20 protein-coding genes, 1 tRNA gene and 1 pseudogene are annotated in these 26,196 nt (G+C 66.0%); 5 read left to right on the forward strand and 17 right to left on the reverse strand.

Translation table 11 applies throughout. The features are described from left to right. The first annotated feature begins 1 nt into the window (after window position 1). The 4 genes from uvrC to Z164_RS0107265 all read left to right on the forward strand — a co-directional run bounded on the left by uvrC (window position 2) and on the right by Z164_RS0107265 (window position 4,809). Entirely contained in the window at window positions 2-1,921 is a 1,920-nt protein-coding gene (gene uvrC, locus Z164_RS0107250; protein ID WP_024890043.1) for an excinuclease ABC subunit UvrC, read from the forward strand. 7 nt (window positions 1,922-1,928) lie between these two features. Continuing rightward, on the forward strand, window positions 1,929-2,573 hold the full coding sequence (gene pgsA / locus Z164_RS21840) for a CDP-diacylglycerol--glycerol-3-phosphate 3-phosphatidyltransferase (protein ID WP_024890044.1): 645 nt from the start codon (window positions 1,929-1,931) through the stop codon (window positions 2,571-2,573). Then, window positions 2,564-2,639: transfer RNA gene (locus Z164_RS0107260), tRNA-Gly, on the forward strand. The genes pgsA and Z164_RS0107260 overlap by 10 nt, the downstream gene beginning before the upstream one ends. 226 nt (window positions 2,640-2,865) lie before the next feature. Beyond that, a complete protein-coding gene (locus Z164_RS0107265; RefSeq protein WP_024890045.1) occupies window positions 2,866-4,809 on the forward strand; it encodes a tyrosine-type recombinase/integrase in 1,944 nt (647 codons plus the stop codon). 61 nt (window positions 4,810-4,870) lie between these two features. Here the strand turns inward: Z164_RS0107265 and Z164_RS0107270 are convergent, their stop codons facing one another. Then, the gene (locus Z164_RS0107270) at window positions 4,871-5,515 is read right to left on the reverse strand and encodes a substrate-binding domain-containing protein (protein ID WP_024890046.1); all 645 of its coding nucleotides are present in this window, start codon (window positions 5,513-5,515) and stop codon (window positions 4,871-4,873) included. Window positions 5,516-5,687: 172 nt separating this feature from the next. Between Z164_RS0107270 and Z164_RS0107275 the strand changes: the two genes are divergently transcribed. Continuing rightward, window positions 5,688-5,927 carry a helix-turn-helix domain-containing protein gene (locus Z164_RS0107275; RefSeq protein WP_425477217.1) on the forward strand — a complete coding sequence of 80 codons (240 nt, stop codon included), beginning with the start codon at window positions 5,688-5,690 and terminating at the stop codon, window positions 5,925-5,927. 8 nt (window positions 5,928-5,935) lie between these two features. Here Z164_RS0107275 and Z164_RS0107280 read toward each other — a convergent pair whose 3' ends face one another. The 16 genes and pseudogenes from Z164_RS0107280 to Z164_RS0107350 all read right to left on the reverse strand — a co-directional run bounded on the left by Z164_RS0107280 (window position 5,936) and on the right by Z164_RS0107350 (window position 26,178). Further along, window positions 5,936-6,826 carry a LysR family transcriptional regulator gene (locus tag Z164_RS0107280; RefSeq protein ID WP_043689563.1) on the reverse strand — a complete coding sequence of 297 codons (891 nt, stop codon included), beginning with the start codon at window positions 6,824-6,826 and terminating at the stop codon, window positions 5,936-5,938. Window positions 6,827-7,016: 190 nt separating this feature from the next. Continuing rightward, complete coding sequence (locus tag Z164_RS0107285; RefSeq protein ID WP_024890049.1) at window positions 7,017-8,537, reverse strand: thymidine phosphorylase; 1,521 nt, start codon at window positions 8,535-8,537, stop codon at window positions 7,017-7,019. After that, on the reverse strand, window positions 8,534-9,892 hold the full coding sequence (locus Z164_RS0107290) for an MBL fold metallo-hydrolase (protein ID WP_024890050.1): 1,359 nt from the start codon (window positions 9,890-9,892) through the stop codon (window positions 8,534-8,536). The genes Z164_RS0107285 and Z164_RS0107290 overlap by 4 nt, the downstream gene beginning before the upstream one ends. 56 nt (window positions 9,893-9,948) lie before the next feature. Continuing rightward, complete coding sequence (locus tag Z164_RS0107295; RefSeq protein ID WP_024890051.1) at window positions 9,949-12,291, reverse strand: phosphoketolase family protein; 2,343 nt, start codon at window positions 12,289-12,291, stop codon at window positions 9,949-9,951. Then, a complete protein-coding gene (locus Z164_RS0107300; RefSeq protein ID WP_236621769.1) occupies window positions 12,291-13,229 on the reverse strand; it encodes a ribose-phosphate pyrophosphokinase in 939 nt (312 codons plus the stop codon). Before Z164_RS0107300 ends, Z164_RS0107295 begins: the two co-directional genes overlap by 1 nt. A 37-nt stretch (window positions 13,230-13,266) precedes the next feature. Then, window positions 13,267-14,472, reverse strand: a complete 1,206-nt coding sequence (gltS, locus tag Z164_RS0107305; RefSeq protein WP_024890053.1) for a sodium/glutamate symporter — start codon at window positions 14,470-14,472, stop codon at window positions 13,267-13,269. After that, entirely contained in the window at window positions 14,472-15,491 is a 1,020-nt protein-coding gene (locus Z164_RS0107310; RefSeq protein WP_052338384.1) for a lipid A deacylase LpxR family protein, read from the reverse strand. Before Z164_RS0107310 ends, gltS begins: the two co-directional genes overlap by 1 nt. Before the next feature lie 82 nt (window positions 15,492-15,573). Next, complete coding sequence (locus Z164_RS0107315; RefSeq protein WP_024890055.1) at window positions 15,574-16,056, reverse strand: universal stress protein; 483 nt, start codon at window positions 16,054-16,056, stop codon at window positions 15,574-15,576. Window positions 16,057-16,401: 345 nt separating this feature from the next. Next, window positions 16,402-17,352 carry a PHA/PHB synthase family protein gene (locus Z164_RS23300; protein ID WP_236621773.1) on the reverse strand — a complete coding sequence of 317 codons (951 nt, stop codon included), beginning with the start codon at window positions 17,350-17,352 and terminating at the stop codon, window positions 16,402-16,404. Between the two features lie 208 nt (window positions 17,353-17,560). Further along, window positions 17,561-18,280, reverse strand: a pseudogene (locus Z164_RS23305) (poly-beta-hydroxybutyrate polymerase N-terminal domain-containing protein); the annotation flags it as partial. Between the two features lie 163 nt (window positions 18,281-18,443). Further along, entirely contained in the window at window positions 18,444-19,661 is a 1,218-nt protein-coding gene (locus Z164_RS0107325; RefSeq protein WP_024890056.1) for an acetate/propionate family kinase, read from the reverse strand. Continuing rightward, window positions 19,658-20,224, reverse strand: coding sequence for an HdeD family acid-resistance protein (locus Z164_RS0107330; RefSeq protein ID WP_024890057.1), 567 nt, complete (start codon window positions 20,222-20,224; stop codon window positions 19,658-19,660). The genes Z164_RS0107325 and Z164_RS0107330 overlap by 4 nt, the downstream gene beginning before the upstream one ends. Window positions 20,225-20,251: 27 nt before the next feature. Continuing rightward, window positions 20,252-21,004, reverse strand: a complete 753-nt coding sequence (locus tag Z164_RS0107335) for an SDR family NAD(P)-dependent oxidoreductase (protein WP_024890058.1) — start codon at window positions 21,002-21,004, stop codon at window positions 20,252-20,254. A gap of 61 nt (window positions 21,005-21,065) precedes the next feature. Further along, a complete protein-coding gene (locus tag Z164_RS0107340; protein WP_236621770.1) occupies window positions 21,066-22,511 on the reverse strand; it encodes a bifunctional enoyl-CoA hydratase/phosphate acetyltransferase in 1,446 nt (481 codons plus the stop codon). Between the two features lie 82 nt (window positions 22,512-22,593). Further along, the gene (locus tag Z164_RS0107345; protein WP_024890060.1) at window positions 22,594-24,969 is read right to left on the reverse strand and encodes a DUF3141 domain-containing protein; all 2,376 of its coding nucleotides are present in this window, start codon (window positions 24,967-24,969) and stop codon (window positions 22,594-22,596) included. Window positions 24,970-24,999: 30 nt separating this feature from the next. Next, the gene (locus tag Z164_RS0107350) at window positions 25,000-26,178 is read right to left on the reverse strand and encodes an acetyl-CoA C-acetyltransferase (RefSeq protein WP_024890061.1); all 1,179 of its coding nucleotides are present in this window, start codon (window positions 26,176-26,178) and stop codon (window positions 25,000-25,002) included. Between the last annotated feature and the right edge of the window lie 18 nt (window positions 26,179-26,196).

Below are 26,196 nucleotides of genomic sequence, written 5' to 3' on the forward strand. Positions count from 1 at the left end.
GATGAGCCCGCGCAGGACCGGCCACGACGAGGGCGCCGGCTTCGACGGCAAGGCGTTCGTCGCCACCCTCAGCACCGCCCCGGGCGTGTACCGCATGCTCGCCGCCGACGGCAGCGTGCTCTACGTCGGCAAGGCCGCCTCGCTGCGCAAGCGGGTGGCCAACTACTTCAGCGCCACGCCGAAGCCGACGCGGATCATGTCGATGGTCTCGCAGATCGCCGCCATCGAGGTGACCGCCACGCGCACCGAGGCCGAGGCGCTGCTGCTGGAAAACCAGCTGATCAAGTCGCTCAAGCCGCGCTACAACGTGATGCTGCGCGACGACAAGAGCTACCCCTACGTCCTGCTCACCAGCGAGCAATGGCCGCGGCTGGCCTTCCATCGCGGCCCGCGCGGCCTGCCCGGGCGCTACTTCGGCCCGTACCCCAGCGCCAGCAGCGTGCGCGAGACCCTCAACGTCATGCACAAGCTGTTCCGCCTGCGCAGCTGCGAGGACAGCGTGTTCCGCAACCGCTCGCGGCCGTGCCTGCAGCACCAGATCGGCCGCTGCAGCGCGCCCTGCGTGGGCCTGGTCGACCGCGACGACTACGCCGAGGCGGTGCGCCGCGCCACGCTGTTCCTGGACGGCCGCAGCGGCGAGCTCAGCGAGGAACTCGCGCAGGCGATGGAGCGCGCGGCCGAGGCCCTGGACTTCGAGCGCGCCGCCGCCCTGCGCGACCTGATCGCGACCATCCGCAGCCTGCAGGCGCGTCAGTACGTGGACGGGCGCATCGCCGATCTCGACGTGCTCGCCTGCGCGATGCAGGGCAGCCAGGCCTGCGTGCTGCTGCTGGCCTTCCGCGACGGCCGCAACCTCGGCACCCGCGCGTTCTTCCCGCGCACCGCCGGCAGCGAGGACCCGGCCGAGGTGCTGGCCGCGTTCGTCTCCCAGTACTACGCCGAGCAGCCGCCGCCGCGCGAGATCGTGCTCGACCGCGCGATCGACGACGTCGAACTGCTGCAGGAGGCGTTCTCCGCCGCCGCCGGCCGCCGCGTGCAGATCAAGACCAGCGTGCGCAGCGAGCGCGCCGGCTACGTCGACCTGGCGCGGCGCAACGCCGCCATGGCCCTGGCCGCGCGCATCGACAGCCAGTCCGCGCAGCGCGCGCGGCTGGAAGCGCTGCGCGAGTTGCTGGGCCTGGACCGGGCGCCGCAGCGCATCGAGTGCTTCGACATCAGCCACACCATGGGCGAGGCGACGGTGGCCTCCTGCGTGGTGTTCGACGCCGAAGGGCCGGTGCGCTCGCAGTACCGCCGCTACAACATCGTGGGCGTCGCCCCGGGCGACGACTACGCCGCCATGCACCAGGCGCTGACCCGGCGCTTCCGCCGCGCCGCCGCCGCGCTGGCGGGCGAGGGCGGCGCGCCCGAGGAGGGCGATGCCGCAGCGGACGCTCCGCGGCCGGCCCGCGGCGACGCGGTGCTGCCCGACGTGCTGCTGATCGACGGCGGCGCCGGCCAGGTGGCGCAGGCGCGCGACGTGCTGGGCGCGCTCGGCATCGAGGGCGTGCTGCTGGTCGGCGTGGCCAAGGGCGAGGCGCGCCGCGCCGGCCACGAGACGCTGCTGCTGCCCGACGGCCGCGAGATCCGCCCCGGCCCCGACTCCGCGGGGCTGCAACTGGTCCAGCAGGTCCGCGACGAAGCGCACCGTTTCGCCATCACCGGCCACCGCGGGCGCCGCCAGAAGGCCCGCAACGTGAGCCGGCTGGAGGACATTCCCGGCATCGGACCGCGCAGACGCGCTAACCTGTTGCGGCACTTCGGCGGACTGGCCGGCCTCAAGGCCGCCGGCGCCGAGGAGATCGCGCAGGTCGACGGGGTGAACGCCGCGCTCGCCCGGCGCATCTACGACAGCCTGCACGGCCTGGATTCCGCAACCTGACGACGGCATGAAGCTCACCATCCCCACCTGGCTGACTCTGTTGCGGATCCTGATGATCCCGCTGCTGGTGCTGGTGTTCTACCTGCCGTTCGGCTGGACCAACTTCGCCTCGGCGGCGGTCTTCGGGCTGGCCGCGATCACCGACTGGCTCGACGGCTGGATCGCGCGCCGCTACCACCAGTCCTCGGCCTTCGGCGCGTTCCTGGACCCGGTGGCCGACAAGCTGATGGTCGCCGTGGCGCTGTTTCTCATCGTGCAGAGCCATCCCACGCCCTGGATGGCGTTCTGGGCCGCGGTGATCGTCGGCCGCGAGATCGCGGTCTCGGCCCTGCGCGAGTGGATGGCCGAACTCGGCCAGCGCGCCACGGTGCGGGTCGCGGCGGTGGGCAAGATCAAGACCGCGGTGCAGATGATCGCGCTGCTGTGCCTGCTGTACTCGGTCACCCCCGAGACCCCGCCGCGGCAGACGCCCTGGCTGGGCGAGCCGATCTTCCACATCGGCGACTGGCTGCTGGCGGTGGCCGCGCTGCTGACCCTGTGGTCGGGCCTGCAGTACCTGCGCGCGGCCTGGCCCGCGCTGAAAGAGAACGAGCGAAAAGCTGTTGACACCAGCGCCCCGGACGTTAGAATTTCGCCTCCACCGCGGGAATAGCTCAGTTGGTAGAGCGCAACCTTGCCAAGGTTGAGGTCGCGAGTTCGAGTCTCGTTTCCCGCTCCAAGTTATGATCTACAGACTTCCACTGACGTCTGTAAGTCGTTGAAAAGAGGGGCTTCGGCCCCTTTTTTCATTCCAGCGAGTGCCACGGAAATCCACCTACAGCCAGCGTTTTTGAGGCGCCAAATGAGGCACAAGAATGCGGGCGGGTCGGCTACCGGATAGTTGCTGGGGCTGAGCGGGGACCATGACGAGCATAGGGCCTAAGTCATCACTTAGGAGCCTCGAAATGGCACTCTCTGATCTGACCGTCCGGCAGGCAAGGACCACCGGAAAGCGCTACACCATCTCTGACAACGACTGCCTGGGTCTGCTGGTATCTGCCGCAGGCGGCAAGTCGTGGCTATTCCGCTACTACTGGCTGGGCAAGCAGAAGCGCATGTCCCTGGGCGGCTATCCCGCCCTCAGCCTGCGCGAGGCCCGCGCCGAGCGGGACAAGGCCCAAGCCCTGCTTGCCAGGGGGATCGATCCCCAGGTCGAGCGCGACCGGAAGCGGCACGCGGCCAAGCTGGCAGGTGAACATACCTTCAAGAACGTCTTCGATGCCTGGGTCGAGCATCGCCGCAAGGAACTCAAGGAAGGCCGTCAGAGCACGCTTTCGCAGATCCTGCGCGTCTTCAACAAGGACGTGCTGCCGACCCTGGGAAAGATGTCGATCTACGACATTCGCCGCCCCCAGCTCCTGGGTGTCCTGGCAGCGATCGAGAAACGCAAGGCGTTCACCACTGCCGAGAAGGTCCGCACTTGGTTCAACCAGATGTTCCGCTATGCCCTGGTCATCGCCGAGGGGATGGAAGTCAACCCGGCCGCGGACCTGGACGTGGTGGCCGAGCCCAAGCCACCCGTGGCCCACAACCCCTACCTGCACCTGCCCGAGCTGCCCGAGTTCCTCCAGAAGCTCCGGCTCTACAACCCCCGTGGCTGGCAGACACAGCTTGGCATCCGGCTGCTGTTCCTGACGGGGGTGCGCACGGGCGAACTGCGGTTGGCCGAACCTGAACAGTTCGACCTCGACCGGGGCTTGTGGATCATTCCGCCACAGGTCGTCAAGCAGCTTCAGGACGAGATGCGCAAGGCCGGCAAGCGGCCGCAAGACGTGCCGCCCTACATCGTGCCGCTGTCCTTGCAGGCCATCGAGGTCGTGCGCTATCTCTTGGGTGTGATGCGGCCGGCGCAGAAGTACCTGCTGTCGCACCGTAGCGAACTCAAGAAGCGCATCAGCGAGAACACCCTCAACAAGGCCGTACAGCTCATGGGCTATGAGAGGCGCCTGACCGGCCACGGCATCCGCGGTACCATCTCGACGGCGCTCAACGAGATCGGCTATCCGAAGATTTGGGTGGATGCGCAGCTTTCGCACTCCGACCCCAACAAGGTGAGTTCGGCCTACAATCACGCCAAGTACGTGGAGCCGCGCCGCCGCATGATGCAGGATTGGGCCGATCGCCTCGACTTGCTCGAACAGGGCGAAGTGGAAGCCGCGAGCGCGCACCTGACCATCCGCATCGACGGCGTGCCGGCGATGGCGGAATTGGGGAATGCGGTGGATGCTGCCCCCACGGTGGCCCAGCCCGCTCCCCCCGGCGTCCCGCCTGTCGTGGCCACGCCCATTGTCGTAACGCCGAGCAGCGGTGGGATCACGTTCCAGCGGCTGTCGCAGGTGCCGCCGCCTCCGACGCACGCGCCGGAGGCGGAAGTCTCCGCCATCCAGCGCGAGCGCGAAGAAATGCTGGCCATGTACGAGTCGCCGAACAACCTGCCGGTCCCGCTGTTCGGCAAGCTGGCCGGGAAGTCCAAGGACCAGATCAACCGCGAGTTGAAAGCGGGCAAGCTGCTGTCCATCAGCCTGGGCAATCGGGGGCAGCGCGTTCCCGACTGGCAACTGGTGCCGCTCAAGCACAAGCTGGCCCAGGTGCTCATGAACCAGTGCCCGCACGCGGATTCGTGGGATTTGTACCGCATGCTGACCCAGCCGCACCCGGACCTGGGCGATCGCGCGGCGATTGATGCGGTCACGCCGACCAATGTGCCTGCCATCATCCGGGTCATCATGGGCGACTACCAGCACCATGCGGGTGTGCCCGAGGCAGTTGCCCTGCGGCCTATCCCCGAGGAAGTGCGGCAGAGCGTCCGTCGGCTGGTGGATAGCGCAGCGGCACTTGAGGGGGGCTAGTCCCCATGCTGCAACCTATGGCCGGGGTGAGATGGCCCTGGCCATTGAGGGCGGGCGCCCACTACGCGGCGTCTGCCCTCGCAATTTGCAGCGCTCTGCGCTCGAACCGCTCTGCAGCGGAATCGGCTTGCGCGTGGGGCCGCTGCAGGTACGTCACGACGTCGTAGGGGCCGTCGGCGAGCGGTCGCATGCTGAGCCCCCACTCAGGGACAGGCCTGATGCGCGATTGCGCGGATAGCCCAACCCCGTAGCCGGCCGCAATCCATAGCGCCATCATCTCGAATGAAGTCACCCGCTGGATGTTTTCTTGGCCCACCGGCGTAAGGGACGCCAGCCTTTCATCTAGCAGGCTGCAAGCCTCCACCTGCCAACGATAGACGGGGTAGTTCCGAAGGTCGGCGATGGTGAGCATCGCCTGGTCAAGCAGGGGAAACCGCACGGGCATGACAACGGCCATGCTTTCGGTCCAGAGCGCTTGGCTTTTCAGGGACACATGGGTCGGGTTGTCAAGCGATAGACCTGCGTCGTAGCGACCTTCGTGCAGCAGCCCGGCAACCAGAGCCTCGCTCGTGACCTCATGGAATGTGATGGTGGTTTCCGGCTCTTCTGCACGGTGCAGCGCGAGCAATGCCGAAAGATGCGGTGACGGCACGCCGGGCGCTATGGCAAGCCTGAAAACGGGGAAGTGGCTGGTGGCGTCGTGCATGAGAGCCCCCAAGAAACGATCGGGTCGAAAAGGCGAGCCCAAATGATAGTCGAATGAGTTAAATTTAACGTGGTTAAGTTTGATTGACTGCTTGACGCTTCTGGGGATGCAGAAGCGTAGCGTTCAACGGGGTCGTCCCCATGGCACAACCAGATATGCGGCCAAGCCAGCAATGGCGTTCGGGCAGGCGGTGCGTGCCGTTCGCACGGAGCAAGGAATTGCACAAGAAGAGCTTGCCTCTCTGGCCGAGGTTGAGCGCTCGCACATGGGCAAGATCGAGCGCGGAGAGCACATGCCAACGCTTGCCCTGATACTGAAGATCTCCAGCGCGCTCGGAATAAGTGCGGCAGAGCTGATGGGGGCCACTGAACGCAATCTCCGTACCGACACCGAGACTTCAGGCGGCGTCTGAGGGCCGTGTTAGTCGCACAAAGGGCCACGTAGGCGATCGATAAATCGCTCCAACGAAGCCGCCGGGTTGTCGCTCTCGGGACGAAGCAGGTAAGTAGTCATCACCGCTGAATCCAAGTCCAAAGGACGGACTACCACGTCCGGTCGTTGGCTCACCGGAATCTTTGTCGCCGTCATGAAGCCGATGCCGTAGCCTGCTCCAACCAGGGTGAGCATCATGTCCAGCGAGGACACTTCCTCAACGACGTTCAACTTGTGCTCCAGCACCTGTAGGAGCCGGGTCAGCTCACGGCAATAACCCTCGCACACCTGCGGATCGCACAAGACAAGCGGGTGGCCCCGGAGTTCGTGAAGTGGAACCTTCTTGTGGGCAAGCAGTGCGTGCCGGGCTGGTACTGCGATTACCAGGGGGTCTCGCCAGACGGGTTCGGCAACAATGCCATCACCAACATCGGCCGTGTGTGCGAACCCGATCATGAAGTCGCCCGACCGCAAGCCGCGAACTTGCTCGGCTAACGGTACTTCGGACAGGCGTATTTCGATCTCCGGCTCTTCTGCGCGACAACGCGCCAAGAATGCCGATAGCCGAGGATCAATCGCGCCATCGGACACCGCGATCCGCAGGCTGCCTCGCAAGCCCGATGCGACGGCTTTGGCGTTCTCCCTGGCCTGCTCCAGGACGGTGAACAGTCGACGGGTATCCTGCAAGAAGGCAGTACCGGCAGCGGTTAGCCGGGTGCCCCTGCGATCTCGATCGAAGAGCACAACCCCCAGTTCGTCTTCCAACTCTTTGATCGCGCGTGATAGAGGTGGTTGTTCAATATGCAGGCGCTCGGCAGCTCGCGTGAAATGCAGTTCCTCGGCCAGAACCACAAAGCAGCGAAGGTGTCGCAGTTCCATCGGTTATTTTCCCCAGTGAAGCTGGAAGTGCGAGCCGGCAATATCGATGGCTTGCTCGATGGCGTTGACCTCCGATGAGGATGCGCGGATGGATGCGGCATGCGCACTGCCCCGCGTGGTCTCGGAAGAACGTTTCATCCACTGGTGCAAGTAGTGCGGTGGTGTAGGAAGCAGAGTGCGCATGCGGTGCTCAGGCCTCGATATGGACGATTGGGCCGGCGTCGACCGCGTACTGCAGGGCGTAGGCCATCTCGCCCGGCGTCTGGGCATGCAGTTCCATCAAGGTCTGTCCCTGAGAGACGACATCTCCCAGGCGCAGTTGCAGGTGGACACCCGCCGCTTTTCGCTCAGGGGCGCCGGCGAGTTTGGCCAGCCTGGATAACTTGCGGTTGTCGATATGCACGATACGCCCGGAGCACTCGGCTGCCAGCGGACGGACATGAGCAGCGCGGGGCGGTTCGCGCAGGCCCCCCTGGGCGGTGCAGATTCGCTCGAAGCGGTGCCAGGCACGGCCATCTCGGAGGGTTTCCAGAGCCAGTCGCATTCCATCGCCATCAGTCGCGACCCCGCCTAGCTCCAGCACTGCGCCTGCAACCATCGCCGCACGTTCGCGCAGGTCTTCCGGCGCGTCAGGGGTGTTGCGTAGTACTGCCAGCACGTCGCGCGCCTCCAGTGCTGGGCCTATGCCGTGTCCAATCGGCTGACTGCCATCGGTGATAAGACAGCGTAGGGTCAGACCGAAGTGCTCGGCGGTGGCTGTGAGACGTGCCGCGAGGTGCTGGGCCACTTCCGGGCTACGCACCTTGGCCGTGGGGCCGACGGGGATGTCGATGACGACATGGGTGGCACCGGCGGCGATCTTCTTGGACAACACCGAGGCAATGAGTTGCCCCTCAGTGTCGATGTCAAGTTCGCGCTCGATACGCACGAAGATGTCGTCGGCCGGCGAGAGGTGCATTGCACCACCCCAGGCCAGACAGCCACCCTCTGCCTCGACCACGCGGCGAAGACTACCGAGATCCAGTTCCACGGGGGCTAGAGTCTCCATCGTGTCGGCAGTGCCGGCTGGAGAAGTGATCGCGCGTGAGGAGGTTTTGGGCATCACCAAGCCATTGGCAGCGGCGATGGCTACCACGATGGGTGTGGTGCGGTTGCCAGGCAGGCCGCCGACGCAGTGCTTGTCCACCACTACCGGAGACGGCCAGGACAGTCGCTCGCCCACCTCGACCATGGCGCGGGTGAGGTGTGTTGTCTCCTGCTCATCCAGCGGCAGCGTGGCGGTGGCTGTAAGGAAGGCGGACAACTGCACGTCGGTGAATCTGCCGTGGACAACGTCGTGGACGATCGCGGCCAGTCCCGGACCGTCCAGGCGCTGGCCATGGATACGGCGGCGCACGCCGGCCAGTGAATGCAGCACGGGCGCGTGGCGTACCAGCACGGTGTCCCCGTCCTCAATGCCCAGAGCTTGCCAGGCAGCTTCAGAAAGCACCACGCGATCCAGTGCGAAGAGCGGGCTATTGGTCTGATAAAGCAGCGCCTGAACTTCGCGGTTGCCCCCGGTCACCAGCACCTGCGATCGTGACGCCAGCCCCTCCGAATGACAGACATGGCAATCGACATGCATGAGCACGATAGCCTGGTTTTGCGTGTGCAACTGCATGCGCATCGCGCGCAGAGCTGGCGAAGCTGTGGGGGTAGGTACACCGCTCATAGCTCGAATACCTGCCCTTGCAGCGGAACCGAGGCCGACCAGTTCAGCTCGCGCTTCACCCGCTCGCGCAGGGCCTCTGATGCCTCGGGCTCTCCATGTACGATGAATACCCGCTTGGGCGGCTGCTGAAAACCCGATAGCCAGTGCAGCAATTCGTCGCTGTCCGCATGGGCCGACAGCATGGGTAGTTCCGTGACCTCGGCGTTGACCGGTATCCATTGCCCGTAGGCCTTGACCTCGCGCGCGCCCTCCAGCAGCTTTCGCCCCCGTGTGCCTGCGGCCTGGAAACCCGAGAAGAGCAGCGTATTGCGATGATCGGGCGCGAAAGCGGCAATGTGGTGCAGCACCCGGCCGCCCGTGGCCATGCCGCTGGCCGAGATGATCACCTTCGGGTAGCGGTTGGCCGACAGGGCCTTGGACTCCTCGACTTCGCGCACGTAGGTGACGTCAGCGAATGCCGACTCGAAATCGTGCGAAGCGAGCCTGTGGTCCTGGTGATGCTTGTGCAGGAGTGCGGTCGCATTGGTCGCCATCGGGCTGTCGAGGTAGACCGGCACGTTGCGCAGGCCGCCGCTTTGGCGCAATAGCCAGAGATCATGGATTAGGGACTGTGCCCGCCCCACTGCGAAGGCGGGGATCACTACGGTACCGCCGCGCAGGACGGTTCTGTTGATGATCTTGCCGAGCGCCTCGACGGCATCTCCACGATCATGGCGCCGGTTGCCATAGGTCGATTCGGTCACGACGTAGTCCGCCTCGGGTACCGGCTCCGGGTCGTACATCACCGGATCGTCATAACGCCCGAGGTCGCCAGAGAAAACGATGCGCACGCCGCCGATGTCGATCTGCGCGGTGGACGCACCGAGGATGTGCCCGGCGCGGCGCAACAGCAGCCGCGCACCGCCCGGCAGTTCGACGTCGCGGTGCAAGGGCACCGGGTGGAACTGCCGCAAAACACGCTCCGCGTCGCGCACCCTGTACAGCGGCATGGCGGGCTTGTGCTTGGAGAAGCCTTTGCGGTTAGCGAACTCGGCGTCCTTTTCCTGTAGCCAGGCGCTGTCGAGCAGGATCAACTCGGCCACGTCGCGCGTCGCATGGGTGCAGAACACCTTGCCCTTGAAGCCATCGAGCATCAGGCGTGGGAGATAGCCGCAATGGTCCAGGTGGGCGTGGGTGAGCACCACGGCGTCGATCTGCGCGGGATCGACCTCCAGACGCTGCCAGTTGAGTTCGCGCAGGTTCTTGAACCCTTGAAACAGTCCGCAGTCGACGAGAATCCGGGTGTTGCCGTGGGTGAGAAGGTGTTTGGAGCCGGTGACGGTGCCTGCACCGCCAAGGCTGGTCAATGAAGCCATTGGGTCGCTGTCCTTGTGTTGTTTGTGTTCTTGATCGTTCGAGGCACAGCGTGACCTCACGTGCTCTGGCGCCGTCGCACCTTGGATGAGGGGCTGCTCGTATCGCTCCAGCCGGTGACGTCGGCGGCGGCATTGATCGCATCCCGCCAGAAACAGCGGTTGGCGCGCAGCATGCCGGTCACGTCGAGCGTGCCGCCGCGGTTGATGTAGCCCAGCGCCCGCATCTTGGCGTGGCCTCCATCGATGCGCCGCAAGACACCGAGCATCGGCTCCGGTCGGGTGTGGCAGAGCAGCACACGGGGCAGTTCCGGCGGGAAAAGCGCCCTCAGTGCTTCGTCACCGAGCACGAAGGCGGCCTCCAAGTCGTCGCGCGGGACACGCAGGCGGCCCGGCTCGATCACGGCCGTCACGCAGGTCGCAAAACCATGCCGTTCAAGAAAGGCATGGGCCTGGAGCGCCTGTTCCAACTGATACGCACCGACGGCGACGAATTGCATGCCGGCTGTCGAGACATCTCCCGCGATGTGCGCCGCACCGTCGCGCACCAACGCCTGGGCACGATCTGCGTCGAAGCGGATGGGCATGTCGCGCTTGGAGACCACGATGCAGGCCAGTTGCCCGCGCCCGGCGTATGCCTCGCGCAAGGCGGCCACCGCTGTATTGCCATCCACCGGAAACAGCACGCGCGCGGTGTCGGACATCTCGCCCAGCAAGGCCTCTGCGATGGTCGGATCCTGGTGCGATTGCTCGTTCTTGCTGTTTTCCCAGGTGTGGGAGGTGACGATCAAGGGCACCGGCAGCCAGCCCGGCGTTTGTCCGAGCTCCTTTTGCCGGCGCGCGAAGATGATCTCCTGGCGGAGCAGGCCCAGCATCTTCACGGCGAAGGCTTCGTAGCTCACGATCAGGTTCAGCCCCGCCTTGTTGCCCAACGCTGCTGCCGCCACGGCTTCCTCGTTGAGCGCAGTGATCACTGCGCCGTGCAGGTCTTCCGGGACACCGGGCTCAGGCGCGTTGACGCGGTGCTTGAGCAGCGCCAGCGTGCCCCCCATCTTGTTGCTTGCCAGTTCATCCGGGTTGCCGACCCGCACGCGCAGATCCGGGTTGGCCCGGACCAGATCGACGAACCAGCGGTCGAGCGCCGCCATCGCGCTGCCGCTCTCGCCCTCGGCTTGCCAGACCGGCTCGGGCAGCACAGGGGCGTTGGGACGGCGATGCGCCATCGGGTGGCCACTTTCCAGCGGGCGTTGCTGGCCGGCATGCGTGGCCAAGGCGGCCAGCGCCGCGTCGAGTTCGGATGGCGGCACATGCAAGGCGGCGGCGCTGGCGTTGAATGCCTCGCGCGCGGCAGCATCGTTGTGCGGATTGCCCGACAGGGGCAAGTTGTGCGCGGCATTGGTGCCCGCGCCGGCAAAGCCGAAGCCCTTTTCGGTCTCCGCGATCACGTAGGGCAGGCGCATCGGATAGCGGCGATCCGGGTCCGCCGCGAACCGTTGCAGGGCCTGTTCCGCCGAGATGATGCCCCAGGCGATGGCGGCCGGATCGCGGCCATCGACGGTCATGGGATCGAATCCGTTGTGGCGCAGGTCTTCGGCCAGCCATGGCGCGCCACCTTCCTGGACGATCTGGGTGCGCTGCTCGATGCGGCGGCCATTGAGGATCATCACGGGTATCGCGTAGCCGCAGTCCTCGGCACGCCACCAGCGGGGAGCCCAGTCCGAGCCACGCTGTTCCTCGAAGGCGCCATCGCTCAGGAAGGCCACCAGGCTTTCGCCGGGCAGGGGCATGTGCACGTATTGCAGGCCGGCGAAGCCGAGGTAGCCGCCTTCCGACACCGCGCCTGCGGTGTTTGGGCCGGCGTGGCTGCCCAGCGGCACGGCGGGGCGGCCCTGTGGATCGATGGCGTAGGAGTAGAAATCGGCGCACAGCCGCGACAGGCCGGCTTCGCTGCGGTCGTAGCGACCGCGCTGCGCCGGTGAGACGTCGCCCGTGAGCGCATTGATGGCTTCGATGGCGGCAACGCAATGCCCTTGCCCCATCAGCCATCCGCGCGTGTGCCCCGTCAGGGCGTTGGCGAGCAGGTAGCCCACGAAAGCCGGCACCATGTTCAGCGAGCCACCGGTATGGCCTTCGGGCGTGGCCTTGAAGTCGTCGGCGGCCAGGAAGGTACCGGACAGGTCGATGCGCTGGGCGTAGGTCATGTGCGCGACCACGTTCATCCCCACGCAAGTCAGGCGATCGGCCGCGGCCAGCAATTCGTAGGCCTTCGTGCGATCGACAAGACCCTGGCTCACCAGGTCGGAAATCGTCGCGTCGATGCGCTTGGCGGTCATGTCGCTGTGCTGGATGGGCCCCAGGCCGATGCGCCATTCGTAATATGTGTCTGCGTCGCTTGCGTTCATCACGATGTTGCTCCTGTCGTTCTTCTGCTCGGGCCGCCACGGTCGTCGTCGACTTGACGGCTCTTCAATGCGCTGGCGACCAAATGGGCTAGTGCAATGCGGTTGCTCGGGTGGGGAACCGCGTCGGTCGAGGTGATGCGCGAGAACAGCGGCGCCAGTTCAGTCCAGGCGTCATCGGCGAACAGCGCGTGCACCACCACGCACTCGGGCCGCGGTAATCCTTGAGCGGCGATGCCGCGTGCGGCCTGCATCAAGGTCCGGCCGGACGATGCGATGTCATCGACCAGCACGGGCGTGCGCTCGCGCCAGGCCGACAGATCGGGCACGGCGATCTCGACGCGGCGGTCGCCGTACCGGGTCTTGGTGAGCACGACGCACGGCGCACCGATGCGCGTCGCGATGTCGCCTGCCCATTGCTCGCTTTCTTCGTCAGGCCCCACGATCAACGGCCGCTCGGTGTTGGCCGCGATCCAGTCGGCCAACAAGGGGGCGGCCTGCAAGGTCGCGGTCGGCAGGGTGTAGATCGATGCCAGGGTCGGGTGGCGGTGCAGGTGGGGATCCACCGTGACCAGCTTGTCGAAGGTGGAGGAGATCAAGCGCGCAAAAGACAGCGAGGTGACGCTCTCTCCCTCGTGGAAGCGCTTGTCCTGCCGCATGTAGGCCAGGTAGGGGCTGACCAGGTTGACCTCGCTTGCGCCCAGGTCGCGGGCCGCGTCGGCCGCGAACACCAGGGGCAGGAACTGCGCGTCGGGCCGGGCCAGCGTGCAGACCAAATCCACGGCGCGTCCGGCCGGATCGCCATGCAGCCGCACGTAGCTTTCGCCGTCGGGGAAGTGGCGGGTTTCGAGCCGCCCGAGCTTACTGCTCAGCGCCTTCGAGAGCTGGGCGGCGAAGGCCTCGTTGCCGGGCAATGCCAAGGTCAGTCTTTGCAGGGTCATTCTTCTGTATCCTTTGTTCTCTTTTTTTCTTCACGGCTCACCTCGCCAGCCAGCCGATGACGATGGCGTTGACCAGGTCGATCGAGAAGCCGCACACCAGCGGCACGACGATGAACGCTTGGCGCGCCGCGCCGAACTCCCTGGTCACGGCGGTCATGTTGGCAACAGCCGTCGCGGTCGAACCCAGCGCAATGCCGCCGAACCCCGCGCACACGACGGTGGCCTCATAGTCGCGCCCCATGGCACGGAACACCACCAGCAGCACGTAGGCGACGGTCAGAGTGATCTGCACGAGCATGGCGACCGTGATGAACACCAGAACCGGCTCCAGCTCCCAGAGCCTCAGCCCCATCAGCGCCAGGGTCAAAAACAGTCCCAGGCAGATATCCGAGATCAGCGCCAGGCCCGGCTGCATGCTCGGGAAGTTCCAGAGCCGACCCCTGCCGTTGGTGGTCAACAGATCCGCAGCGGCCCGCAGCACGATGCCGGCCAGCAGGCATCCCACGAAGCTCGGCAGCTTCAAGGGCGACAAAGCCGCCAACTGCGTAATGCCGTGTCCCAGCATCAGGGTGCAGTTGAGCCAGAAAACCGCCAGCAAGGCGCCGTGGTAGTCCAGGTGCGCGCGCGCTTCATCGCGGTGCAGCACGCCTACTTCCAGTTCGGTTTCACCCGAAGGCCTGACGTGGTGGCGGCGCATCAGAAAGGCGGCAAGGGGGCCGCCGATCATGCACGCGGCGATGAGCCCGATCGTGTTCGCGGCCAGACCCAGCTCCTGGGCGTTGCCGATGCCCAGGTGCTCCGAGAAGTGGCCCGACCAGGCGACGGTGGTGCCCACGCCGCCGGTGAGCGAGATGGAGCCGACCATCAGCCCGGCGCGGGGGTCCATCCCGAAGGCACTGGCCAGCCCCATCCCGGTGGCGTTCTGCAGGAGGATGAAGACGACCGCCAGCGCCGTCAGGACCAGGAAGGAGCGCCCCCCCGCGGCCAGCGTGCGCAGGTCGCTGTTCAGCCCGATGGCGGCAAAGAAGTACAGCAGCAGGACATCGCGGGTGCTCTGATCGAAGGCAACGGTGATGTCGGCGCCGTAGTGGAGTGCGCACACGACCAGAGCCCCGAGCACGCCGCCAACCAGCGCTTCGGGAATGCTGTAGCGACGCAGCCAGCCCACGCGGGCGATCAGGCCCTTGCCGCCGAACAGCAGCAGGATCGCCAGCGTCACTCCAAGGAAGGCATCGACCTGCATCAGAAGTGCCTCCCGATGGTGACGGTGCCGTAGACCGGGATGTCGCGCTGGCCCCGGAACTCACGCGTGCGGTGGTAGCGCGCTAAGGCGAGCCGCCATTGACCGACGTACATGGCGACGCCATAGCCGATGTCGGCCACGAAGGGGCGCTTGTCGACACTGTGGCTTGATTTGAACGTGTTGCCATCCAGGGTGATGTCGTGCAGCACCCAGCGCGCATCGAGCGCAACGAACAAGTGCCCGTTCCAGGCTCCGTCGGGCCGCAGGCGCACCGGCGAGGTGTTCTCCCCGGCAGGTCGCAAAGGGGCCGTGCCGAAGTCATCGGGCAGGCGCAGGCCGAAGCGCCACTCGCCACCCACGTTGGCATAGGTCGCGAAGTTGCCCAGGCTGGCGCCCCAATGCCGCGTGAGGTCCCACCCCCAGCCATCGACATCCTCGCGCCGTGCGACACGCGTGCGCCGTTCATGGATCACCTGCAGCACGGGTTCATTGCGCAACTGGTGGTGCCAGCCATGGAATCGGTCGACATCGATGACGTCGTGCCACCAGCTTTGGGTCTGCTTCGCGTACGCGGCGGGGCCGACGATGCCGAAGCGGATCTGCGACGTGCGCAGTTGGTCACCCTTGCGTGCGTTGTAGCCCATGCTGAACATCAACGCCCCGGCATAGGGGCGGTCGTCGGTGATGAGGTCGGTGCGGAGATGGTCGGTGGGCGTGTACATCACCTGCCCCAATCCGATCGTCATGTTCTGCTCGTCGAAGCCGTCGGGACGCAGCCAGGCCAGATAGTGGTTCAGGTTGCGGGCCAGGCGCGGCAGGCAGGGATCGTCCACATAGTCCACCAGATTCGGAGACACCCAACTGAGCAGGAACCCGTTGGTGTAGCCCTGGTCCTGCTCCACACCGCCGAACATGTCGTTGTCGACACGCAGGTTCAAGGTGCCTGTCGAGCGCAGCGGATCGCTCCCGCTGCACCTGGCATCCTGTGCCACTGCGTGCGTCGCCGGTGCGAGCAGCATGACCCACCAGGCACAGGCCCATGCGGAGCGGCGCAAGCGCTCCCACGACGGAGAAGGTGCACGTCGGGGCGGCGTCGGCATCTCAGGTCGCCGCGGTCGCAGAGGACGGCGGGTTGGCCTGCTTCTGGCGCACCAGCATGACGGGCACCGGTGCGATGCGTGCCACCTGTTCGGCATCGCTGCCCAGCAGCAGCCGGTCCACGCCCCGGCGCCCATGGGTTCCCAGCACCACCAGATCGCATTGGCTGGCCTCGGCTTGTTTCGCAATGAGTTCCGACACGCGATCACCCTTGCTTTCCAGTAGAACGGTTTCGACCGGAACGCCCCGCTGACGCAGCTCCGCCGCGGCCTCGTCCAGCAGCGCCTGTCCGGCTGCCAGAAAGCGGGGCCGGACTTCCTGGATGTAGACCATGGGGCGCTCGAAGCCGTTGCTGTGCCTCATCTCCTCGATGATGTTGAGCAGCACGATGGTCGCTCCGCTCATACCGGACAGATGTGACGCATGGTCCAGCGCCAGACGTGCTGTGGCGCTGCCATCGAGTGGAACCAGAACGCGTGCGTACATACCGTATCTCCTCAAGTCATGAAATCGTGGAAGGGGCTGTGCTCAGCAGATGCCGCGCGTCCCGCGCGGCGATCCACTCCTCGTTGGTCGGCTCGACGCCCCCCAGCCGCGGCTTGGGGGCGTGGAGACGGCATAAGCGTTGGTGGCCCGCGCCAATTCGATATGGAAGCGGCGTGACACGCGCGGGCTGAAGCCGCGCACCTGGCCACGCCACACCGGTGCGTGTTGCAGGGACTCGGCACCCACGTCGGGCACCGCCGCTCTGATGCTCGAAAAGCGATAGTCAAGCAAGCCGAGAAGAGCTCCGGCACCATGGCTGAAGAAGATCCAGGCTCGACCATGACTTCACTGGCACCGGGCTCCAGGCTCAGTGACAGACTGACTGCCAGCGTCTGCTGGCAGCGGGGTGTCCGTGCACGTGCCCAAAGATGGGTTCTTCGTGGGAACGGCATCCTGTTCGGAGCCGCCCGGTTGCCTGACGTACGCCCCGGGCGCATCGCAGACCGGACGCAGCCCTTTTCTGGCGTTGCCCATCCTGGGCGCAGCAACCATCTTGGACGAGCGTGCCCGCAGCCACTCGAACCAAGCGGTCCACCAGGAGCCTTCCTGCCGGGGCGCCGAGGCCTGCCACTCGTCCGGACCCATGTAATTTTCACCCGTTGCGCGGGTGCGCAGTTGGTAGTGCCGCCGGGGATGCCCAGGTTCGCTGACGATCCCGGCGTTGTGTCCGCCGTTGGTCAGGACGAAGGTGATCTCGGCCGGCGAGAACAGGTGCAGTTTGAACACTGAGCGCCAGGGGGCGACGTGGTCCGTGGTGGTACCCACGCAGAAAATCGGCAGCGTGAGATCGCCCAGCGACGTCGGACGGCCGCCGACTGGGTAGAGGCCGGCGCTGAAGTCGTTGTTCAGGTACAGCCGCCGCAGGTACTGCGAATGCATCTTGGCGGGCATGTGCGTGCCATCCGCGTTCCAGGCCATCAGGTCGTTCATCGGCTTGCGTTCGCCAAGCAGATATTCGTTGACCAGACGCGACCACACCATGTCGTAGGGGCGCAGCATCTTGAAAGCGCCGCTCATTTGTTCGGCGGTGAGATAGCCGGTCTCGTCCATCAACGCTTCGAGCATCGACACCTGGCTTTCGTTGATGAACAAGCCAAGTTCGCCCGGTTCGCTGAAGTCCGTCTGCGCGGCCAGCAACGTCAGCGACGCCAGGCGCTGGTCGCCGTCGCGCGCCATCGCGCTGGCGCCAATCGCCAGCAGCGTGCCGCCCAGGCAGTATCCGGTTGCATGTTGCATGGATTTTGTGCCCGGGGACGATCGCATTGACGGCATCGAGCGCGGCATGCAGTCCGAATCGCAGGTACTCGTTCATGCCCAGGTCGCGGTCTTCTCTGCCTGGGTTCTTCCACGAGATGCAGAAGACCGTATGGCCCTGGTCGACCAGATGCCGGATGAGGGAATTCTGCGGCGACAGGTCGAGGATGTAGTACTTCATGATCCAGGCAGGCACGATCAGGATCGGTTCGGCATGAACTTTTTCTGTCGTGGGCGCGTACTGGATGAGTTCGATCAGATCGTTCCTGAGAACGACCTTCCCGGGCGTCGTGGCAAGATTGCGCCCGACCTCGAAACGTTCGGCACCCGCCGGCGGCCGGCCAGACCACTGGCGGAAAAGGTCATCCAGGAAGTACTCGAAACCCCGCGCGAGATTTGCGCCATTCTCTGCCTGGGTCTGCCGCAACACGACGGGATTGAGCGCGGCCACATTGGCCGGCGAAAGCATCTCCAGCCACTGCCTGGCGCAGAACTCCACCAGGCGCCGATGCTTCGGATCCACGCCCCAGACCCCTCGTGTAGCCTGTTCCCACCATTGGCTCTGCAACTGGTAGCCGCGGCGCCACAGGTTGTAGGGCCAGGCATCCCAAGAGGCATCGTTGAAGCGCCGGTCACCCGATGGCGGCAACACGGGCAGTTCCCGGCCTTCGGTCATCGCCTCGATCCCATCACGGAGGAGGTCCAGGCACTGCTCTAACTGCGCCCGGGCCAGATCGGACAAGGCTGCCCGCTTGCCCGGGCTGGTAGCCAGATGAGTGAGCCAGTCCATCCAGGCCAGCATCGGTGACTCGGGCGACAGCGAGGACCAGACTCTTGCCCAAGCCGCATGAACCTCGGTATCGAGCGCTTCGATCGACTCGGGAGATGGTTGACTTTCTTCGTTGCTCATCGGGATAAAGCGCCTCCTGACGCCAGCGCTGTTGTGTGTAGTGGTGGGTTGGCGGGGCACGCACGCCGCGACGCTCGGGCCAGTAGCCACCCGGGAGCGCGTTTCCCGCTCGGCTTCGCGCGTGTGCACAACCGGTTCAGATGCAAAGGCCGGCAGATCTCATTCATGCCTCGACGCCAGTCCGGCACAGGGTCAGTGCGGCCCGCGCCGCGACCCATTCCTCGTTCGTCGGCTCGACGCCGACGATGACTTCGCTGTCGGCGGCGGATATGACGGGCGCGTTGGCCAGATTGGCGGGCGGGTCGAGCCGCAATGGCAGGAAGCCCAGGGACTCGCAGACGCGGCGGCGTATCTCGGGACTGTGTTCGCCAACGCCGGCGGTGAAGACCAGCAGGTCCAGTCCGCCCAGCACGGCGACCAACGCGCCGATTTCACGGACGATGCGGCGCACGTAAAGCGAGAGCGCGTCACGCGCGCGGGCGGCGTCTTCGTCGTTGCCGGTTTCCTTCTGCAGCAGCACACGCGGCTCGGCCGAGATGCCGGACACGCCGAGCAGCCCCGATTCGTGGTACAGGATGTGCGCCACTTGCTCCAGGCTCAGCTTCTCGATCTCCATCAGGTAGATCACGGCGCCCGGATCGAGCGCGCCGGTGCGGGTGCCCATCATCAGGCCGTCGAGGGCGGAGAAGCCCATGGTCGTCGCAACGCTGTGCAAGCCACGCATCGCGCACAGGCTGGCGCCGCTGCCGAGATGGGCGACGATGACCCGGCCGCTGGCCAGGTCTCCGTGGCGTTCGGGCAGCGCGGCCGCCATGTATTCGTAGGACAGCCCGTGGAATCCGTAGCGGCGCAATCCGCGCGCCCAGGCGGCGTGCGGCAGGGGCAGTAGCTGCTCCACCTTCGGCAACGTACGGTGGAAGGCGGTATCGAAGCAGGCAACCTGGACGATGTCCGGGTGTTCGCGCAACAGGATGTCCATGGCCTCCAGCGCAAACGGCTGATGCAGCGGGGCCAGCGGGACGTAGCTGCGCAGGTCGGCCAGCGTCTGCGCATCGACGCGGGTGGGCGCCGAGTACTTGGTGCCGCCGTGCACCACGCGGTGCGCTACCGCAACCACACGCCGCCCGTTCAAGCGCGTCCGGATGCGCTCGCGGATGACCTGGAGCGCCGCGGAATGTGGATGCCCTGCGTCCAGTTCGACGCGGTGCGGGGCAACGCCGGTTTCGCCGAAGTCCGGCGCCGGTCCGCCGATGCCCTGCACCTTGCCATTCCACAACGGCGTGCGCGCAAGCGGGTGTACATCGGCTGCGAACAGCGCGAACTTGATGCTTGACGAACCGCAGTTCAGCACCAGGATCAAGCTTTCGGTCGGCTCGGTCATGCTTTGCCCAACCTGCGCAAGCGGAAAGCGGCCACGACTTGCAACACACCGTAGATCAGCGCCGACGCGCCGATCCACAGCGTGGTGACCACCAGACCAGACAGCGGGTAGAGCGCGAACAGTACGCCCATCAGCACCGCAAGTAGGCCACTGAGAATCAGCAGCCATTCGTGTCGCGCGCGCTTACGCACGCGGATCGCGAACACGATGCGGTAGATACCGCTGATCGCCAGCCACACCGCGACGAGCAATAGCAAGGTGCCGGCCATGTTCAGCGGGTCGAGCGTGGCCATGATGCCGAATGCCAAGGACACCAGCGCATAGAACACCGCCCAGCCGCGCGAGACCGGCGCCGAGCCCCGGATGGCCCCGGCCAGAACCACGACCCCTTCAGCGATGGCCAGCACGCCCAACCACAACGTCAGCACGGCTGCTGCGCCAAGGGGTGACAACAGTGCCAGCAAGCCAAACATGATCGCCAATAGGCCCAGCAGAAGCAGCACCCACCAGTTGCGCGACAAAATGCCGGAAAGCGTGTCGGCGAGATCAGGTTTGTCGTTCATGGGCGTTCTCATTCGGTTGGCGGGAGGTCATTGGGCGGTGTAGCCGCCATCGGCGGTCAATGCCGCGCCGGTAATGAAGCTGGCGCCGTCGGACAGGAGAAAGGCCGTTGCGTGCGCGATTTCCTCGGCGTTGCCGAGACGGCCGATGGGGTGCAGCCCGACCAATTCGGTGCGCACCGAGGCGTCCAGGTTATCGAGGATGGGTGTGTCCACGTAACCTGGATGCAACGAATTCACGCGCACGCCCTTTGCCGAGTAGGCCAGCGCGGCGGAACGGGTCAGCCCGGTAACGGCATGTTTGGCGGCGTTGTAGGCCGGCGCGGTTGCGATACCTACCAAGCCGAGGATCGAGGACATGTTGACGACCGCCCCGCCGCCGGCGGCGAGGATGGCCGGGATCTGGTAGCGCAGGCCGTAGGCCACGCCGTTCAGGTTGACGTCGACCACTTGTTGCCACGCATCCAACGACATTTCGCCGACGGCCCCGGCCTGGCCGCCGATCCCGGCGTTGTTGACCGCGTAGTGCAGCCCGCCGAAACGTTGCACTGCCGTTTCGACGGCAGCCTGCACCTGATCGGCCTTGGACACGTCGCATAGATTGGCGATGGCCGTACCGCCGGCGGCGGTGATCGCGGCGACTACGCGCTGCACGCTTTCAGGATGGATGTCGGAGACGACCACTGACAGGCCGTTGGCAGCCAATAGCCGGGCGGTGGCTTCGCCGATGCCCGACGCGGCGCCGGTGACGAGGACGGATTGGCCGGAGAAAGTGTATTTCATGACAGTGGTTCCTCTGATTGGGTTGGGTGGGCGGCTCGCCTGCAACGTGGATGCGACCGCGTCACGGTGGAGCGGTCCGATAGCGGTGCGCCAGCATCAGTGCAATGGCGCAGGAGGCGATGCGCGATTGCCGCGAATCGGCACGACTGGTCAGAATGACCGGCACCTTGGCTCCCAGCACAATGCCGGCGCTGGCGGCCTCGCCCATGTACATGATCTGCTTGGCCAGCATGTTGCCGCTCTCCAGATCCGGTACCACGAGGATGTCGGCCTGCCCGGCCACTTTCGAGTTGATGCCCTTGGTGCGCGCAGCGGCGATCGACACAGCATTGTCAAAGGCCAGCGGTCCGTCGAGTACGCCGCCTGCGATCTGACCGCGATCGGCCATCTTGCACAGTGCTGCGGCATCCAGCGTGGCCGGCATCGTCGGATTGACCGTCTCCACCGCCGCCAGGATGGCCACCTTGGGCTCGGCCACGCCAATGGCATGGGCCAGGTCGATCGCGTTACGGATGATGTCGGCCTTCTGTTCCAAGCCGGGCGCAAGGTTGATGGCGGCATCGGTAACGATGAATGGACGCGGGTAATGCGGGGTTTGCAGCACGAAGCAATGGCTGATCCGGCGCTTGGTACGCAGGCCAGCGGCGCGATCCACCACCGCAGCCATCAGTTCATCGGTGTGCAGACTGCCCTTCATCAGCGCCTCCACCTCGCCGGACGCCGCCAGCTCAGCCGCCTGCCGTGCGGCATCATGGCTGTGGGCGGCATCGATGATGGCGATGTCCGCCAGATTCAGGCCCGCCTCAGCCGCGACCGCCTCCAGTCGACCCCGTGGTGCGATCAGAATCGGCTCGATCAGACCGGCCTGGCGCGCCTCCAAGGCGGCAGAAAGGCTCACGGCATCGCATGGATGGACCACCGCCACCCGGATCGCGCCAAGCGGCGCGACGTGCGCCAGCAGGCGCTGCAGGCCGGCGTCCCCCTGCACGCCCATGCGGATCTCCGGTAGCGCGGCGCGCTCGCATTCGATCCGCTCGGCCGGCGCGACGACCTCCGCCCGGCCTTCGATGACGTCCTCGCCCTGCTGGTTGACGCAACGGCAAGCGAACACGACGTGCTGCGTCTGCGCGTGCTTTTCCGTGACCTGCACCTGGACGGCCAGCGTATCGCCCACCTTGACCGGCCGCAGAAAACGCAGGTCCTGGCTGACATAGACGGTGCCTGGCCCCGGAAGCTGGCTGCTCAAAACCGCGGAAATCAGCGACCCGCCCCACATGCCGTGGGCGATTACGCCAAGCAATGGACTGGCGGCAGCAGACTGCGCGTCGACCTGCTGCGGCTTGAAGCCGACAGATTGCAGCATGAACAGCTGCATGTCCTGCGGGGTCAGCGTGCGCTGGATGCCCGCCGTGTCGCCGACGGCGATTTCGTCGAACGTGCGATTGCGCAGCACCGCCAGTGCGGCACTGGCGGGCGATACGGCAGAACCCGCATGTTGTGTCATCATTGGTGGTTCCTCGAAAGACTGCTCAGGCGCCAGAAATGCCCGTACAGGCGCACCGCCGTGCGCGATTGGCGTCGGTGCAGACTCATGGGCGCCGCCTGCCGCGCGGATTCGGCGTGGCCGAGGGCGCGCTCGGTACCTTGCGCGAGGAACTGGCCTTGGCCGGGTTCGGAGGAGCCGATTTCGGCGAAACCGTGTGCCGAGGGCTGCTCGCTGACGGCGCCGATGGCGGCTGCGCGGCCTGCGCCGCAGCCTCGGTCGAAGGCTGTGCCTGCCGCGCGGCCCGTTCGTACAGATCGAGCATCTGCTGCAGACGGGCCTGCTCGTCTTGCGACAGTGGATCGCCGGCGGTGACCACGTCGACGATCGCCTTGGCCGCCTGGCGTATCTCGTCGGCGGAGGCATCCCTGAGAAGGTAGGGGATGGCCGCCAGCGCCGCCTGGCTGTCGAGCCGCATCAGCAGCACTTGCTGGCGGCCAAGCTGGCGGAAGGCCTGGACGTCGATTTCGACGCGGCGCTCGGGCGGGACGAGTTCGGCGGCGTGGCGGAAATGCCGCTCGTCCGCCTCGCCGCGCGCGCTGAAGATGTGCGTGAGCGCGCGCATGGCCGCCTCCGGCGCGCCACCGACGAGAAAGCTTTCCTTCAGCTCCGCCAGCTTGTCGGCCATGAACTTTCGGTGTTCGGGCGTGTCGCCCGGGTGCTGGCGCGGCGAGCGCTCGTCGCGCATGTTCTGGCCGGTCAATGCTTGAACCCAAGGCAAGCTGTAGAGCGTGTCGAAGATCGTCGCGTAGATCTGGTCGCGGCTGTCGCGGTACTGATCGAGCATCGAGACCACCGCGTCCGACAGCGCCTGCTGCGCCTGGAGGAAAGGATTGTCGGCGGTGGCCGACTGGCGCTGCCCGCGGACCTGTGCCGCCGCCTCGCGGACAAAGCCGGCTAGCGGATGGTCATCCGACCACCACTCATAGGCCATGCGTGCCGGATGCAGCCGCTGCATCCACTGCGCGCAAAAAGGCGTGGAAAACGCGCGCACCCAGGGTTGCAGGTAGCTCTGGTACAGCGCCAGGTTGATCTCCGACACGTGCGCGGCCGCGGCAAAGCGCCGCTCGCTGCGCGGATCGGGCTTGACGATCGCGCGTACTTGCTCGACGCTGCTCAGGCTCAGCCTGAGCAAGAACGGGTCTTGGCTGGCGTCGGGCGGGCCGTCCTGCTGCGGCACGTCGCCGATCTCTGCCTTGAACACCCCGGCGGGCAACTGGTCGATGATGTCGATGTTGGCCGTGAACTTGCGGTGTTCCTTGCGGCCGACGCTACCGGAGACGAAGATGCCCAGGTGGCCAATGCTGTCGTGCGTGGCGTAGACGATGGTCTGGTCGTGGCCGAGGACGTCGTTGTCGTCGCGGTACAGGTCGGTGATCCAGCCCAGCGCCTGCGGCGGCGGGGTGATGTTGTCGCCGTAGGAGCAGAACACCACGATCGGCGAGCGGATGTTGCGCAGGTCGATGCGCACGCCGTCGGAGGTGACCAGTTTGGCGGTGGCCAGCTTGTTGCCGATGAACAGGTTGTCGACGATGTACTGCATCTCGACATCGTTGAGGAAGACGTGGCCGCCCCAGTATTTCTCGAACCCGAGATAGCGCGGCCCCTCGGTATCGACCTGGCTGTAGAGCTGGTACTGCTTCTTCCACAGCGTGTTGGCCGGATCGAGATTCTCGAAGTTCTTCACCAGCCAGGCGCCATCGAAGCGGCCGGCGCCGAGGTCGCTGGTCAGCGAGGTCAGCCAGCTTCCGCCGGTCAGACCACCGCCGTAGCGCATCGGGTTGTCGCCGGCCCAGTAGGACAGCGGCGCGCCGGCAACGATGATCGGGCCGAACAGATCGGGCCATACTGCCGCTGTCATCAGGATCTGCCAGCCCGCCTGGCAGTTGCCGATCACCGCCGGTTTGCCTACGCTTTGCGGATGCAGTTCGGCGACCTTGCGCATGAACGCTGCTTCGGCATGCATGACGTCCTCGATGGTCTGACCCGGAATGGGATCAGGAGAGAAGCCGACGAAATAGCAGGGATGCCCTGCGGCCAGTGCCGCGCCGATTTCGCTTTCAGGCTTGAAGCCGCCGATACCCGGCCCGTGGCCGGCACGGGGATCGACCACCACGAACGGGCGCTTAAGGGGGTCGACCGGTTGGTCGGCCAACGGCAGGATGCGCACCAGACCGTAGTTGACCGGGCGGGGAAGATCGGTGCCCTTCATCACCAGCTCGGCGGGGAAATCGAGGACGTTCGGTACTGCTTCCCGCAAGTGGGCCTGGTACTGGTTGCCGCGCTGGCGCTGTATGTCCGCATACAGCGCCAGACGCTGCCAGGTGTCGGTCGCATACTCGGTGGCCGCGCGGGCAAGGCCGATCGGGTCCTGCAGCAGCTGCCCCAGTGTCGGCCGATCTGAAGTTGCACTCTGGTTCATGGCTTCGGTCTCCCTTCGCGGCAATCTCGTTCAGCGCTCGATAGCCAGCGCAACGCCCTGACCGCCGCCGATGCACAGCGTTGCCAAGCCCTTCTTGCCATCCCGGCGAATCAGCTCATGGATCAGGCTGACCAGAATGCGCGCGCCGGAAGCGCCGATCGGGTGGCCGAGCGCGATCGCGCCGCCGTTGACGTTGACCTTGTCCATGTCCCAACCGAGGTCCTTCGATACCGCCAGCGACTGCGCCGCGAAGGCTTCGTTGGCCTCGATCAGGTCCAGCTCATCCAGGCTCCAGCCGGCCTTTTCCAGCGTCTTGCGCGTGGCCGGCACCGGGCCGATGCCCATGATCGCCGGATCGACGCCGGCGCTGGCCCAGGCCTTGATCCAGGCCAGCACCGGCAGGCCCAGGGCCTTAACCTTCTCGGCACTGGCCAGCAGCAGCACTGCGGCGCCATCGTTGATCGTGGAGGCGTTGCCGGCGGTGACCGTGCCGTCCTTCTTGAAGGCGGGCCTGAGCTTGGCGAGCGATTCGAGGGTGGTTCCGGCGCGCGGCTGTTCGTCGGTGTCGAACACCAGGGGGTCGCCCTTGCGCTGGGGAATCGAGACCGGCGTGATCTCGTCGCGGAAGCGGCCGCTGGCGACCGCGTTGATCGCCTTTTCCTGCGAGGCGGCGGCGAAGGCGTCCTGCTGCTCGCGGCTCAGGCCGTACTTCTCGGCCAGGTTCTCGGCGGTGATGCCCATGTGGTAGTCGTTGAAGGCGTCGGTCAGGCCGTCGCGGATCAGGCTGTCCTCCAATTGCGCGTGGCCCAGGCGCAGACCGGTGCGTGCCTTGGGCAGCACGTAGGGGGCCAGGCTCATGCTCTCCTGGCCCCCGGCGAGGATCAGGTCCGCGTCGCCCAGGGCGATGGCCTGCGCGGCCAGGTGCACGGCCTTGAGGCCGGAACCGCAGAGTTTGTTGATCGTCATCGACGGCACATCGAACGGCAGCCCCGCCTGCACGGCGGCCTGGCGGGCCGGGTTCTGGCCGCTGCCGGCGGTGAGGATCTGGCCGAGAATCACTTCGTCGACCTGCTCGGGGACAACGCCGGTGCCTCCAAGGATGCCGCGGATCAGGTGTGCGCCCAGTTCGGGGGCGGGCAGGCCGGACAGGCTGCCCTGGAAGGCGCCGATCGCGGTACGGGTAGCCGCAACGATGGCAATGTCGCGCATGGTGTGTCCTTGTGTGTG

The organism is Luteimonas huabeiensis HB2, from assembly GCF_000559025.1.
Taxonomy (GTDB): domain Bacteria; phylum Pseudomonadota; class Gammaproteobacteria; order Xanthomonadales; family Xanthomonadaceae; genus Luteimonas; species Luteimonas huabeiensis.